Genomic DNA, 14,460 nt, shown 5'->3' with positions numbered 1-14,460 from the left:
ACGCCATTCGGGGCTCCGCTCTAGCATATGCAGTATCTGTGCCGTCGGCACGCCGACGGCACAAAAAAGATCAGGCTTCCGGACGCATGTACGGGAACAGCAGCACATCGCGGATCGAGGTGCTGCCGGTCAGCAGCATCACCAGCCGGTCGATACCGATGCCCAGGCCGCCGGTCGGCGCCATGCCGTACTCCAACGCACGGATGTAATCGGCGTCGTAATGCATCGCTTCGTCGTCTCCACCGTCCTTGGCCTGCACCTGCGCCTGGAAGCGCGCGGCCTGGTCTTCCGGGTCGTTGAGCTCGGAGAAGCCATTGGCGAGCTCCTTGCCGTTGATGAACAGCTCGAAGCGGTCGGTGTACCCCGGCTCGGTGTCGCTGGAACGCGCCAGCGGCGACACCTCGACCGGGTGGTCGGTGATGAAGGTCGGCTGCACCAGGGTGTGTTCCACGGTGGCCTCGAAGATTTCCAGCAGCAACTTGCCCCAGCCGTAGGACGGCTTGACCTTGATCTTCAGCCGCTCGCAATGGCGCAGCAGCGCATCGCGATCGGTGCAATCGGCCGCGCTGATCTCCGGATTGTGGTGACGAACGGCCTCATCCATGCGCCAGCGCCGGAAAGCCGGCGCCAGATCGATGGCGGCGCCGTCCCAGTTCACCTGGGCGGTGCCCAGCACCGACTGCGCGGTGTCGCGGATCACCTGCTCGGTCAGGTCCATGATCTCGTGGTACGTGGCATAGGCCTCGTAGAGCTCGAGCATGGTGAACTCGGGGTTGTGCCGGGTCGACACGCCCTCGTTGCGGAAATTGCGGTTGATCTCGTAGACCCGCTCCAGCCCACCGACCACCAGCCGCTTGAGGTACAGCTCCGGCGCCACGCGCAGGTACAGGTCCAGATCCAGCGCGTTGTGGTGGGTGGTGAACGGCTTGGCGGTGGCGCCACCGGGGATGTAATGCATCATCGGCGTTTCCACTTCCAGGAAGCGGCGCGTATCCAGCCAGGCGCGGATCGCGCGGATGATCCTGGAGCGCTTGATGAAGACCTCGCGCGCCTCCGGGGTGACGATCAGATCGACGTAGCGCTGGCGATAGCGCTGCTCCACGTCCGACAGGCCGTGCCACTTGTCCGGCAACGGACGCAGCGACTTGGTCAGCAGGCGCAACGCACTGGCCTTGACCGACAGCTCGCCGGTCTTGGTGCGGGTCAGCCCGCCCTCCACCGCCACGATGTCGCCGACATCCCAGCCCTTGAACGCGGCATAGGCATCGCCCAGCACATTGCCCTGCAGGAACAGCTGCACGCGCCCGGACTCGTCCTGGATCTGCGCAAAGCTGGCCTTGCCCATCACCCGCTTGGCCATCAGGCGGCCGGCCATCCTGACCGTACGGCCGCTTGCTTCCAGTGCCTCGGAGGTCCAGGTGTCGGCATCGGCAAATTCGGCCTGCAGATCGCCGGCGAAGTGTTCGCGCACGAAATCGTTGGGATAGGCGATGCCCTGGCCGCGCAACGCGCCCAGTTTCGCGCGACGCTCGGCGATGAGGCTGTTCTCGTCGGCGGGGATCTGCGGCGCGGGGGTCTGCTCGGTCATGGCGGGAATCGGTCTGCGATAGGTCGGGCGCGTGCCCGGTGGAGAATGCGGAACCGGGCTGGCCGGTTCCTGCGTTTTACGGTGTATCGGTGACAACTGCACGGCGCAACGGGACTGCGTGGCGATGTACAGGCTGCGTGGCGCTGCACATGTCGCAGCGTCCGCGAAAAAAGACGTCGCTGCGCGGCGGGCGCGGCGAGGTCTTGCTGCGGTCAGGCATCCAGGCGCTTGGAGCCTGCCGCCAGACCGGCCTTGAGGCTGGCCTCGACGAATTCGTCCAGGTCGCCGTCCAGCACTTTCTGCGTGTCGCTGCGTTCGATGCCGGTGCGCAGATCCTTGATGCGGCTCTGGTCGAGCACGTAGTTGCGGATCTGGCTGCCCCAGCCGATGTCGGACTTGGTGGCTTCCAGCGCGTCGCGCTCGACGTTGCGCTTCTGCACTTCCAGCTCATACAACTTGGCGGCCAGCATCTTCATCGCGTTGTCGCGGTTCTGGTGCTGGCTGCGGCCGGTCTGGCAGGCGACCACGGTATTGGTCGGAATATGCGTGATGCGCACCGCCGATTCGGTCTTGTTGACGTGCTGGCCACCGGCGCCCGATGAGCGATACACGTCGGTGCGCAGATCGGCCGGGTTGATGTCGATCTCGATGTTGTCGTCCACTTCCGGCGACACGAACACCGAGGTGAAGCTGGTATGCCGGCGGTTGTCCGAATCGAACGGCGACTTGCGCACCAGCCGGTGCACGCCGATCTCGGTCTTCAGCCAGCCATAGGCGTACTCGCCCTCGATGCGGATCGTGGCCGACTTGATGCCCGCCACTTCGCCGCCTGACACTTCCATCAGCTCGGTCTTCCAGCCGCGCGACTCGGCCCAGCGCAGGTACATGCGCAACAGGATCTCGGCCCAGTCCTGCGCCTCGGTGCCGCCAGCGCCGGCCTGGATGTCGACGAACGCGTTGGCGCCGTCCATCTGGCCGGAGAACATGCGCTGGAATTCCAGCTTCTCGACATGGGTCTGGTACTTGTCCAGATCGGCGATCACCGCCACCGCGGTGTCCTCGTCCTGCTCGCTTTCGGCCAGTTCCAGCAGATCGGCCGCATCGCTCAGCCCGGCCAGCACATCGGCGATGCCGATGACGGTCTTTTCCAGCAGCGAGCGCTCGCGGCCCAGGGCCTGCGCGCGCTCGGCGTCGTTCCACACATCGGGGCTCTCAAGCTCCCGGCTGACTTCTTCTAGACGCTCTTTCTTGACGTCGTAGTCAAAGATACCCCCTGAGCGAGAGCACGCGATCGTTGAGATCGGTGATGCGCTGGCGGATCGGATTGGTTTCGATCATGACGGACTTCCGGCAAACAAGCTGGCTAGTTTAGCAAGCGGGCGACGGTGGCGGAACGCGGTGGGCATGCTGTTCAGCCCGGCACAGCCGGGACCGCTGGCGCCTCGGCATGTCCGGCGGCGCGCCGCAGCGGCGCCAGGTAACGACGGCTGCAGGGCAGCTGGCCATTGCCGGACAGGTGCACGCGCGCCTCGCCTGCGTCCAGCGGTTCGATCGACACCACGCAGCCCAGGTTGACGATGTAGCTGCGATGGATTCGCACAAACACGGCCGGATCGAGTCTGGCCTCGATCGCGGCCATCGTGCTGCGCAGTGGGTAATCATGGCCGCGTACATGCAGGTTGACGTAGTTGCCCGACGCCTGGACCCATTCGATGTCGGCAGTGGCGACCAGGAAGTCGCGCCCCAGCTTGCGCACCAGAAAGCGTTCCGGACGGTCCAGCGGCTCGACCGGCGGGCCTTCGTCCGGCGCGGCCAGCAGCCGCACCTCGCCCTGCAGGCGGCGCAGCAAAAACCGGTAGCCATGCATGCACGCAACGATGATCGCGAAAGTACGCACGTCCTTGAGGTACTCGTAGAACAATTCCTGCGGCCACGCTCCAAAATCATAATGTTCGCCCAGCAGCCGATAGGTCAGCATGCGCAGGCCGACCATCGTGACGACATGCACCACCGAGACCGCCACGCTGACCAACAGATACCAGGGTAGCCGGCGCCGCCAGGTATCCAGATGTAACGGCAGCTTCCGCGTGAACCAGGCGATGACGGGGACGAGCATCAGCAGCCAGACCAAGCCGCTGGACATCTCCCACACCCAGGGTTCCCAGCTCTGGATCGGCAGCCCGGCGCGCCGGCGATCCATCAACTCGGTAACGGCGTTGCCACTGGCGTTGACCACCACCACCATCAGCCAAAACAACATGCCTGCGCTGCGCTGCCAAGGCAGAAAGCGCTCCAGGATCGTGCGTGCCGGGTCGGTACTCATCCCCATATTCTAGGCTGGCGGCGCCGATCGTCACCCCACGGCGGAACCCATTCGTCCCTGAAGATCCCTGTTTCGTCCCTTCCCGCTGGTCGCCCGCTGCGTCATCTCGCGTAGTTGGGGCATATCATCCTTGGTGCAGGGCGGCCAATGCAAAGGCGTCACGATCTGGACTGGCTGCGCGTCATCGCCTTCGGCCTATTGGTGCTTTATCACGTCGGCATGTATTACGTGACCTGGGACTGGCACGTCAAAAGTTCCTCGACCCACCTGATGCTGGAGCCGGTCATGCTGCTCAGCAGCCCGTGGCGGATGTCGCTGCTGTTCCTGATTTCCGGTGTCGCCACCGCCTTCATGCTGAACAACAAGCCCGAGGGCTTGCTGTACCGACGTTCGCGTCAGCTGCTACTGCCGCTGCTGTTCGGTATGGCCGTGATCGTGCCACCACAGTCCTACTATCAAGTCGTCGAACAATTGCCCGGCGGCTACCGCCAGGGCTATCTGGCGTTTTATGCCAAGTATCTGAGCGCCTACCAAGGGTTTTGTGGAGCCGATGGCGACTGCCTGCGCCTGCCCACCTGGAATCACCTGTGGTTTTTGCCCTACCTGTGGGCGTACACCCTGGTGGTGTGGCTGCTCTGGCGCCTGCTTCCTGCGCCAGCGAAGGTGCGTCTGCGCGCATGGGCTGCGCGCCCGCTCCAGGGCTGGGGTGCGTTGCTGGTACCGCTGACGCTACTGGCGGTCGCACGGCTGGTGCTGGTGGCTCGCTTCCAGCAAACCAACTGGCTGTTTGATGACTGGTACAACCACGCGCAGTACCTGCTGGTCTTCCTGATCGGGGTGCTGATCGCGCCAATAGCCAGCATCTGGGAATCGTTACAGCGCCTGCGCTGGGTGGCACTGCTGCTGGCCTCTTGCAGCTATGCGCTGATGATCCACACCTGGTACTTCTCCATCTATGACGATGCGCACCCGGCACCCACCGCCCTGCGCCTGCTCTTGCGTGCCGTGTGGGCGGTAGAACAATGGTGCGCGATCGCCGCCATCCTGGGCTTCGCCTATCGTTTCCGTCATGCCGATGGTGCCGTGCTGCGCTATCTCACTGCTGCAGTGTTTCCGGTATATGTCCTGCACCAGACGATCATCGTGGTACTGGCGCATTCCCTGAAGCCATTGGCGCTGCCGCAGCTAGCCGAGAGTGCGACGCTGATCGTCGCAACCGCTGTGCTGTGCTTGGCCAGCTATGAGGTCATTCGCAAGCAGCGCTGGCTGCGGCCGCTATTTGGCCTGCCGACGTTACCGGCGCCGCGCGCCGCAATTCCAATAAAGGGTGAAACTGAGGTCTAGCAATGTCAGACCTGGCTTCTGACTCGGGAATGCAGCCGCGCATCTTCGACAAAACCGCCCGCTTGCCGTCCCCGGTTCGTCCCTGTGGGACTGCAACTGGTCACTCGGGGACGGCATTGCCGCCCTTGTCGCAGCTGCTTGGGGCCTGCGTTGCCGAGGATGCGGGCATGCCTCCTGCCGACACCACCATGACCGAACGCCGTCACGATATCGATGCCTTGCGCGTCTTCGCCTTCGCACTGCTGATCCTCTACCACGCGGGCATGGCCTATGTGGCCGACTGGGATTTCCACCTCAAGAGCGTGCACACCGCGCAGTGGCTGCAATGGCCGATGATCGTGCTCAACCGCTGGCGGATGCCGCTGCTGTTCATGATCTCCGGCATCGCGATCGGGCTGGCGCGGCCGCAGGCCAGGCCCTGGCGCTTCGCCTTGCAGCGCTGCGGGCGATTGCTGCCGCCGCTGTTGTTCGGCATGTTCGTGGTGGTCGCGGTGCAGGCCTATTGCCAGGGCGTGAGCAACGGCAAGGTCAGCCCGGGCTTCGGCAGCTTCCTGTTGCGCTACTGGCAGGTGCGGCCATGGCCGGCCGGCAGTTTCGATGGCTGGCAGCACGGCATCACCTGGAACCATCTGTGGTATCTGGCCTATCTGCTGCCCTACACCATCGCCTTGATGGCGCTGGTGTCGCTGACCCGACCGCTGCGGTTGGCCGCGTGGCCGCGCTTACCCGCTGCGCTGGCGGTGCCGGCACTGCTGCTGTTGCCGATCCTGTGGGAAGCGTTCTGCGTGCTGTGGGTGATGCCGCGGCATCCGCCCACCCACGCGCTGTTTGGCGACTGGTTCGTGCACGCCGAATCGTTCCCGCTCTTCGTCCTGGGGTATCTGTTGGCACGCCGCGAGCGTTTCTGGCAGCTGGCCGTACAACTGCGCTGGCTCACCTTGGGCACCGCACTGGTGGCGATCGGCACCGAACTGGGCATTCGCTATGCCAGCATCCAGGGGCAGACTGCGCAACTGGGTGCACCGCTGGCCGCGCTGCCGTGGGAGGCGATCGAACACGGCGCACGGGCTGCCTACACCTGGCTGGCGCTGCTGACGATTCTTGGCTGGGCAAGGCTTCGATTGAATCGCCCGTTCCCCTGGCTGCCGTACTGCACGGAGGCGGTGTTCCCGTGGTACATCCTGCACCAGAGCCTGATCATCGTGACGCTGTACTGGCTGATGCCCCTGCATCTGAATGCCTGGCTGGAGCCGGCGCTGGTGATCGCCGCCACCGTGACCGGCTGCCTGGCGTTGCATGAGTTTGCGATCCGCCGGGTGCGCTGGTTGCGTCCCTTGTTCGGATTGCGTGCACGCAGGCCGCGCATGGCGGGCAAGACCGACAGCGCGCCGGTGCCGTCATGAAAATGTTGCACAGACGTGTGCCGCTTCGGCATGCGACGCACTGGACGGCCCGTCGGCAGCAACGCAAGATGCGCGCCGGACACGCTCTTTCGAAGACACCATGCGCCCTACCCTGTTCGCCGCCACCTTGTTGCTCGCGCCTGCCGCCGCCCTTGCCGATGCGCCGGTCGGCATCGCCTTCGAGCACCAGGACTGGACCATCGCCTGCGACAACACCCGCACCTGCCGCGCCGCTGGCTATCAGCCGGATGACGACGGCAGCACGCCGGTGTCGGTCTTGCTGACGCGCAAGGCCGGTGCGGGGCAGCAGGTCACTGCTGAGTTGATGCTGGGCCAGTACGACGAGGTCAAGATGCCGGCATCGCTCACCTTGCGCATCGACCAGCGCGACCTGGGCAAGCTGGCATTGAATCGCGACAGCGGCACTGCACCGCTGACCAGCGCGCAGGTGACCGCACTGCTGGCCGCACTGACCCGCAGCAGCAAGATCGTGGCGCTCGGCAACGATGGTCGCCGCTGGCAGCTGTCCGACCGCGGCGCCGCAGCGGTGCTGCTGAAGATGGACGAGTTCCAGGGCCGGCTGGGCACGCGCGGCGCCCTGTTGCGCAAGGGCGATCGCGACGAGGCTGCAGTGCTGCCGGCTGTGCCCGCACCGCAGGTGCGAGCGGTCAAACTCGCAGCAACGCAAGCAGCCGATGCGCGCCTGGGCACGCTGCCGGCGTTGTACCAAGCGCTGCGTGCCAGCTTGCCGGCCGATGAGGAATGCAAGGGGCTGCAGGCTGGCGATGCAGCCGAGCCGCTGTCGGTCACCCGGCTCAGCGGCGACAAACTGCTGGTCTCGACCGACTGCTGGATGGGCGCCTACAACATCGGCACCGGTTTCTGGGTCATCAATGCACGTCCGCCGTTCGCGCCGACGTTGGTGACCACGCACGCCAGCGATATCGACGGCTCCACCATCCTTGCATCGCAGAAGGGACGCGGCCTGGGCGACTGCTACAGCGAGTCCAGCTGGACCTGGGACGGCCGCCGTTTCGTGCCGACCTCCGAATCCACCTCGGGCCTGTGCAGATTGGTCGCCGCTGGCGGCGCGTGGGAATTGCCGACCTTGGTGACCGAGGTCAAGAAGGCGCCCTGACCGGGGCGAGGTCGTGCGAGCGCAGGTCTGCTTGCAGCACTGTCTTGCAAGACGCCTTGAGCGACGAACCAAACCACCTTGCCGCCATCAGGCATGCGCCACTTGCGGCATGTACCACCACGTACATGCCGGCTGTGGGTGCGCCGCCCCGTGTAGAGCGGTTGATGTGAAGCCTGGCTGCAGGGCCGCGCTGTCGCCCCTACCGAAGCCCGCGGTTGACAGCCGCGCGCTCAGCCCGTGACTGTCGCCGGCTCGCAGTGCTCGACGATCAACTGCACCGCGGTGCCGCCGCGATAGTCGTCGCTGACCAGGCGGTACGCCAGCCGCACCATACGTGCCGGCTCGCTGCCGCGCCAGCCGTTGAAGTGGATGGCGTTGAGCGGTTCGGCACGGCCGGCGCAGCGCAGCGTGAGCTTGAGATGGCGTTCCTTGAGCAGGCGCCATTGCAGCACTTCGAACTGACCATCGAACAGCGGCTCGGGAAAGCCCTGCCCCCACGGCCCGGCCACGCGTAGCGCCTCTGCATGCAGGTGATCGAGTTCGTGCGCGGCCAGTTCGCCATCGCTGTGCAACTCGGCATGCAGCAGTGAGGCGTCGACCATCGCCTGCACTTGGCGCTGGAATGCCTGTTCGAAGGTCGCCAGCGCGGCATGCTCCAGACTCAGCCCGGCGGCCATCGCATGCCCGCCGAACTTCTGGATCAGGCCCGGGTGGCGCGCATCCACTGCCGCCAGCACATCGCGGATATGCAGGCCGGGGATCGAACGTGCCGAACCACGCAGCTGACTGCTGCCCGGCTCGGCCGGCGCCAATGCAATCACCGGGCGATGCAGGCGGTCCTTGAGCTTGGAGGCGACCAGGCCGATCACGCCCGGGTGCCAGTCGGCATCGAACAGGCACGCGGCGATCGGCAACGCGCCATCGGCATCCAGCACCACCTTGGTGACGGCCTGCTCGGCATCGTCGGTCATCAACTGCTGCACCGCGCGGCGCTCGGCGTTGATCTCTTCCAGTGTGCCGGCGATCTCGCGCGCCCGGTTCCAGTCCTCGCTGAGCAGCAGCTCGATGCCCAGCGCCATGTCTTCCAGCCGGCCGGCTGCGTTGAGACGCGGGCCCAACGCAAATCCGATATCGCTGGCGCTCAGACGCGCCACGTCGCGGCCGCTGGCATCGATCAAGGCGCGCAGGCCGATGCAACCCTTGCCCTCGCGCAGGCGGCGCAGGCCGGCCGACACCAGCGCACGGTTGTTGGTGTCCAGCGGCACCAGATCGGCGACGGTGCCGACTGCCACCAGGTCCAGCAATACCGACAGATCCGGCTCGGCGCGTTCGGCGAAGGCGCCGCGCGCGCGCAGCACGCCGCGCAAGGCCATCAGCACATAGAAGATCACTCCGACCCCGGCCAGGGATTTGCTCGGGAAGCGATCGTTGGCCAGATTCGGATCGACGATCGCATCGGCCGGCGGCAATACCTCGCCAGGCAGGTGATGGTCGGTGACCAGCACCGTCCAGCCACGCGCCTTGGCCGAAGACACGCCGGCGTGGCAGGCGATGCCGTGATCGACCGTGACCAGCAGATCCGGCTGCAATGCGGCCAGTTCCTCCACCAGGGCCGGCGACAGGCCGTAGCCATGCACCATGCGATTGGGTACCGCGTGATGCACATCCAGCGCGCCGAGCATGCGCAAGCCACGCACGCCGACCGCACAGGCGGTGGCGCCATCGCAGTCGAAATCGCCCACCACCAGGATGCGCCGTTGCCGGGCGATCGCATCGGCCAGCAACTCGGCGGCCACGTCACTGTTGTGCAGCAACTGCGGCGACAGCAACTGACCCAGGCGCGGGTGCGCGCCGTGGGTATCGGTGACGCCGCGCGCGGCATAGATGCGGCGCAGCAGCGGCAACATGGCATCGGGCCAGCTGCCGGCCTGCCCGGGCGGGCGCCGGACGATCCGCGGGGTGGAGGTCATTGCGCCAGCTGTACGCGCGGTTTGCGCCAGAAACGCCAGCGTTGCGCATGCGTCAGCGACACGGTTTCGCCATCCTGGAAATCCAGCACCAGCCGATCCAGTTCGCCACGTGCCATCGCCGCCAGCAAGGGCGCCACCGCATCGTCGCTGAACTGCTGCAGCGAGCGCAGATGGCGCAGGTCCACCAACGCATCCACGCGTTGTTCGCCCTGCGCATCGGCACCGGCCGACAGCGCTAGCGCACGCAGCAGCGATTCGCGGCTGCGTACCTGACGGTGCGGCGAGCTCACCGCATGTGGCAGCACGCCGCCGCCCCAGAACCACAGCGAATTGATCGCCGGTTTGCCGCTGGCCACGCGGCCCTCGTTCCAGGGGTGCTGATGCAGCAGCACCTGCGCCTCGGTCAGCAAGGCGCGCCAGCGCCGGCCGATCTCGCCGGCCGGCAGATGCTCGAACAGGTCGTCGCCGATCGCCAGATCCGGTGGCGCAAATTCCGGCAATTTGGCATCCGGCGACAGCCGCAGGTACCAGCGCGCAGGCGTGGGCGCATCCAGCAGGAAGCCGGCATCGCCAAACATCGGCTTGAGGATGGGCAGCAACACCGCCAGGTCCTCGGCCGTGGGACCGAGCGCCTCGCCGTAGCCCATCAAGCGCGCGCCCTGCATATCCGGCACCACATAGGCCGGATCGGCACGCACCCAGGTCGCACCGGCCGCATCGCCGGCATCGAGCTGGCGGGTCAACGCGGCCACCGGCCAGTGCGCAGGCGTCAGCGTGAAGTGGCGCTGCAGCTGCGCCACTTCGCCGGGCTCGGCACCGTGCTGGTCGGCACGCGCCAGCGCACGCGCCACCGGCGTGTCGCCCAGTTCACCGGGCAGACGACGTTTTTCCGGCAGCAGCAGCGTGGCGGTGGTCATCAGGCGGTGGCGTCGTTCAATCCCGGCCCGTCAGTCCAGATAGGCAACGCTGACCACTTCGTACTCGCGCTGGCCGGCCGGCGCATCGATGGTGACCGAGTCGCCTTCCAGCTTGCCGATCAACGCACGCGCCAGCGGCGAGGAGATCGCGATCATGCCCAGCTTGATGTCCGCTTCCAGATCGCCAACGATCTGGTAGCGCTTTTCTTCGTCGGTCTCGGTGTCGGCCAGCGTCACCGTGGCACCGAATACGATCTTGGTGCCGGCCGACAGCTTGGTGATATCGATGATCTCGGCATGCGAGAGCTCACCTTCCAGCTGCTTGATGCGGCCTTCGATGAAGCTCTGCTGCTCGCGCGCGGCGTGGTATTCGGCGTTTTCCTTCAGATCGCCGTGCGCGCGCGCTTCGGCGATCGCGTTGATCACCGCCGGACGCTTGACCGACTTCAGCTGGTCCAGCTCTTCGCGCAGACGCTGCGCGCCCTTTGCCGTCATGGGTGCTCTCATGCTTCCAGCTCCTTGTGCAGTTCCTGCAGCGACCACACAGGGCCGGTGCCGCGGAATTCCAGCGAATGCACCAGCGCCTTGGCGCCGGCAACGGTGGTCGAATATGTCACGCGATGCTGCAACGCTTCACGCCGGATCGAGAACGAGTCGGAGATGGCGGCGCGACCTTCGGTGGTGTTGACGATATACACGATCTCGCCGTTCTTGATCGAATCGACGATATGCGGGCGCCCTTCGGCGACCTTGTTGACGATCTCGCAGCTCAGCCCGTTCTGCTGCAGCCAGGCACCGGTACCGCGCGTGGCGACCAGCGTATAGCCACGCTCCACCAGCGCCTGCGCCACCGGCAACACGCGCTGCTTGTCCGGATCGCGCACCGACACGAACGCCTTGCCCACCGGCGGGGCCTTGATGCCGCCGGCCTCCTGCGCGCGTGCAAACGCGGCGCTGAAGCTGCGGCCCACGCCCATCACCTCACCGGTGGAGCGCATCTCCGGCCCGAGGATCGGGTCCACGCCCTGGAACTTGGCGAACGGGAAGATCGCCTCCTTCACCGAGTAATAACCCGGCACGATTTCCTTGGTGGCGCCCTGCTCGGCCAGCGTCTTGCCGGCCATGCAGCGCGCGGCGATCTTGGCCAGCGGCATGCCGATCGCCTTGGACACGAACGGCACGGTGCGCGAGGCACGCGGGTTCACTTCCAGCAGGAACACCACATCGTCGCCGGCCTCGTTCACCTGCACCGCGAACTGGGTATTCATCAGGCCGACCACGTTCAGGCCTTCGGCCAGCATCACCACCTGACGGCGCAGCTCGGCCTGGGTCTTGGGCGAGAGCGAGTACGGGGGCAGCGAGCAGGACGAATCGCCCGAATGCACGCCGGCCTCTTCGATGTGTTCCATCAGCCCGCCGATCAGCACGTTGCCGTCCTTGTCGGCAATGATGTCCACGTCCACTTCCACCGCGTTGTCGAGGAAGCGGTCCAGCAGCACCGGCGAATCGTTGGAGACCTTGACCGCGTCACGCACATAGCGCGCCAGGTCGGATTCGCCGTAGACGATTTCCATCGCGCGGCCGCCCAGCACGTAGCTCGGGCGCACCACCAGCGGATAGCCGATCTCGCGCGCCAGCACCAGGGCTTCCTCGGCATTGCGGGCAATGCGGTTCGGCGGCTGCTTCAGGCCCAGCTTGTCGACCAGTTGCTGGAACCGCTCGCGGTCTTCGGCCAGATCGATCGAATCGGGCGAGGTGCCGATCACCGGCACGCCGTTGGCTTCCAGCGCGCGCGCCAGCTTCAGCGGGGTCTGGCCGCCGTACTGCACGATCACGCCCTTGGGTTTTTCCAGCTCGACGATTTCCAGCACGTCTTCCAGCGTCAGCGGCTCGAAGTACAGACGGTCGGAAGTGTCGTAGTCGGTGGAAACGGTCTCCGGGTTGCAGTTGACCATGATGGTCTCGTAGCCGTCATCGCGCAGCGCCAGCGCCGCATGCACGCAGCAGTAGTCGAACTCGATGCCCTGGCCGATGCGGTTGGGGCCACCGCCCAGGATCATGATCTTGTCGCGGTCGGTCGGCAGCGCCTCGCACTCGTCCTCGTAGGTCGAATACAGATACGCGGTGCTGGTGGCGAATTCGGCGGCGCAGGAATCCACGCGCTTGTAGACCGGGCGCACCTTGAGCGCGCGACGCAGCGTGCGCACCGATTCTTCGTTGGTGCCGGTCAGCTCGGCCAGGCGCGCGTCGGAGAAACCGGCGCGCTTGAGCGTGCGCAGACGCGCCGCATCCAGTGCCGGCATGCCGTCGTCGGCCAGTTGCTGTTCGTGGCTGATCAGTTCTTCGATCTGATCCAGGAACCACGGGTCGATGAACGACAGCGCGTAGACATCGGCCACGCTCATGCCGGCGCGGAACGCATCGGCGACATAGAACAGACGCTCCGGGCCCGGTGCCTTGAGCTCGCGCTTGAGCGCGGCGATATCGTCTTCGCTGCTCAGATCCAGGCCGGTCGGGTCCAGCCCGATCTTGCCGGTCTCCAGGCCACGCAGCGCCTTCTGCAGCGATTCCTGGAAGGTGCGGCCCATCGCCATCACCTCGCCCACCGACTTCATCTGGGTGGTCAGGCGCGCATCGGCCTGCGGGAACTTTTCAAACGCAAAGCGCGGGATCTTGGTGACCACGTAGTCGATCGACGGCTCGAACGAGGCCGGGGTCAGGCCACCGGTGATCTCGTTCTTCAATTCGTCCAGCGTGTAGCCCACCGCCAGCTTGGCGGCGACCTTGGCGATCGGGAAACCGGTGGCCTTGGACGCCAGCGCCGAGGAGCGCGACACACGCGGGTTCATCTCGATCACCACCACCCGGCCGGTGGTCGGGCTGATGCCGAACTGCACGTTGGAGCCGCCGGTATCCACACCGATCTTGCGCAGCACTGCGATCGAGGCATCGCGCAGGCGCTGGTATTCCTTGTCGGTCAGCGTCTGCGCCGGCGCCACGGTGATCGAGTCGCCGGTATGCACGCCCATCGGATCGAGGTTTTCGATCGCGCAGACGATGATGCAGTTGTCCGCAGTGTCGCGGACCACTTCCATCTCGAATTCCTTCCAGCCCAGCACCGATTCTTCCACCAGCACCTCGGTGGTCGGCGACAGTTCCAGGCCACGGCCGACGATCTCGATCAGCTCTTCGCGGTTGTAGGCGATGCCGCCGCCGCTGCCGCCCAGGGTGAAGCTGGGACGGATGATGGTCGGGTAGCCGACCCGGGTCTGGATATCCAACGCCTCTTCCAGCGTGTGCGCCACTTCGGCGCGCGGGCAATCCAGGCCGATCTCGCCCATCGCCACGCGGAACAGCTCGCGGTCTTCGGCCATGCGGATGGCTTCGCGCTTGGCGCCGATCAGCTCGACGTTGTACTTCTCCAGCACGCCGTGGTCGGCCAGATCCAGCGCGCAGTTCAGCGCGGTCTGCCCGCCCATGGTCGGCAGCAGGGCATCGGGCTTTTCCTTGGCGATGATCTTCTCGACCGTCTGCCAGTTGATCGGCTCGATGTACACCGCATCGGCCATGTCCGGGTCGGTCATGATCGTGGCCGGATTGCTGTTGACCAGCACCACGCGATAGCCCTCGTCGCGCAGCGCCTTGCACGCCTGCGCGCCGGAGTAATCGAACTCGCAGGCCTGGCCGATGACGATCGGGCCGGCGCCGATGATCAGAATGGTTTTTAGGTCGGTGCGCTTTGGCATTTCTTTACTCGATTAGGAACATGCGGCAAGC

At 65.8% G+C, this 14,460-nt stretch carries 10 protein-coding genes; 3 read left to right on the top strand and 7 right to left on the bottom strand.

From position 1 onward, the window contains the following. Window positions 1-70 precede the first annotated feature (70 nt). The 3 genes from lysS to ACCQ04_RS09315 all read right to left on the bottom strand — a co-directional run bounded on the left by lysS (window position 71) and on the right by ACCQ04_RS09315 (window position 3,848). Window positions 71-1,588, bottom strand: a complete 1,518-nt coding sequence (lysS, locus tag ACCQ04_RS09325) for a lysine--tRNA ligase (RefSeq protein ID WP_046342469.1) — start codon at window positions 1,586-1,588, stop codon at window positions 71-73. Between the two features lie 212 nt (window positions 1,589-1,800). Next, window positions 1,801-2,926 (bottom strand): peptide chain release factor 2 gene (gene prfB / locus ACCQ04_RS09320; protein WP_102252050.1). Its coding sequence is split into 2 segments (ribosomal slippage): window positions 1,801-2,850 and window positions 2,852-2,926, totalling 1,125 coding nucleotides; the frame shifts between segments, so codons are not numbered across the junction. Between the two features lie 73 nt (window positions 2,927-2,999). Next, window positions 3,000-3,848: a LytTR family DNA-binding domain-containing protein gene (locus ACCQ04_RS09315; protein ID WP_226427867.1), complete on the bottom strand. Its 849-nt coding sequence runs from the start codon at window positions 3,846-3,848 to the stop codon at window positions 3,000-3,002. Between the two features lie 177 nt (window positions 3,849-4,025). Between ACCQ04_RS09315 and ACCQ04_RS09310 the strand changes: the two genes are divergently transcribed. The 3 genes from ACCQ04_RS09310 (at window position 4,026) to ACCQ04_RS09300 (ending at window position 7,796) form a co-directional block, all read left to right on the top strand. Continuing rightward, window positions 4,026-5,255: an acyltransferase family protein gene (locus ACCQ04_RS09310; protein ID WP_226427786.1), complete on the top strand. Its 1,230-nt coding sequence runs from the start codon at window positions 4,026-4,028 to the stop codon at window positions 5,253-5,255. A 188-nt stretch (window positions 5,256-5,443) separates the two neighbouring features. Next, window positions 5,444-6,658, top strand: coding sequence for an acyltransferase family protein (locus tag ACCQ04_RS09305; RefSeq protein WP_226427866.1), 1,215 nt, complete (start codon window positions 5,444-5,446; stop codon window positions 6,656-6,658). Window positions 6,659-6,758: 100 nt separating this feature from the next. Beyond that, window positions 6,759-7,796, top strand: a complete 1,038-nt coding sequence (locus ACCQ04_RS09300) for a DUF1176 domain-containing protein (RefSeq protein ID WP_226427785.1) — start codon at window positions 6,759-6,761, stop codon at window positions 7,794-7,796. A 230-nt stretch (window positions 7,797-8,026) separates the two neighbouring features. On the opposite strand, the gene recJ is transcribed toward ACCQ04_RS09300, so the two are convergent. Genes recJ through carB form a run of 4 tightly spaced genes read right to left on the bottom strand, consistent with a single transcriptional unit; the run spans window position 8,027 to window position 14,429 of the window. After that, the gene (gene recJ / locus ACCQ04_RS09295; protein ID WP_226427784.1) at window positions 8,027-9,766 is read right to left on the bottom strand and encodes a single-stranded-DNA-specific exonuclease RecJ; all 1,740 of its coding nucleotides are present in this window, start codon (window positions 9,764-9,766) and stop codon (window positions 8,027-8,029) included. Beyond that, the gene (locus ACCQ04_RS09290) at window positions 9,763-10,683 is read right to left on the bottom strand and encodes a phosphoglycerate mutase (RefSeq protein ID WP_184455806.1); all 921 of its coding nucleotides are present in this window, start codon (window positions 10,681-10,683) and stop codon (window positions 9,763-9,765) included. Before ACCQ04_RS09290 ends, recJ begins: the two co-directional genes overlap by 4 nt. A 30-nt stretch (window positions 10,684-10,713) precedes the next feature. Next, window positions 10,714-11,178 (bottom strand): transcription elongation factor GreA, encoded by a 465-nt coding sequence (gene greA, locus ACCQ04_RS09285; RefSeq protein ID WP_024937720.1) that lies wholly within the window; start codon window positions 11,176-11,178, stop codon window positions 10,714-10,716. Window positions 11,179-11,186: 8 nt separating this feature from the next. After that, window positions 11,187-14,429 carry a carbamoyl-phosphate synthase large subunit gene (carB, locus tag ACCQ04_RS09280; protein ID WP_024937721.1) on the bottom strand — a complete coding sequence of 1,081 codons (3,243 nt, stop codon included), beginning with the start codon at window positions 14,427-14,429 and terminating at the stop codon, window positions 11,187-11,189. Window positions 14,430-14,460 lie beyond the last annotated feature (31 nt).

This window comes from Xanthomonas sp. NCPPB 2866 (genome assembly GCF_041475745.2).
Taxonomy (GTDB): domain Bacteria; phylum Pseudomonadota; class Gammaproteobacteria; order Xanthomonadales; family Xanthomonadaceae; genus Xanthomonas; species Xanthomonas arboricola.
This window is presented reverse-complemented; position numbering and strand designations above follow the sequence as displayed.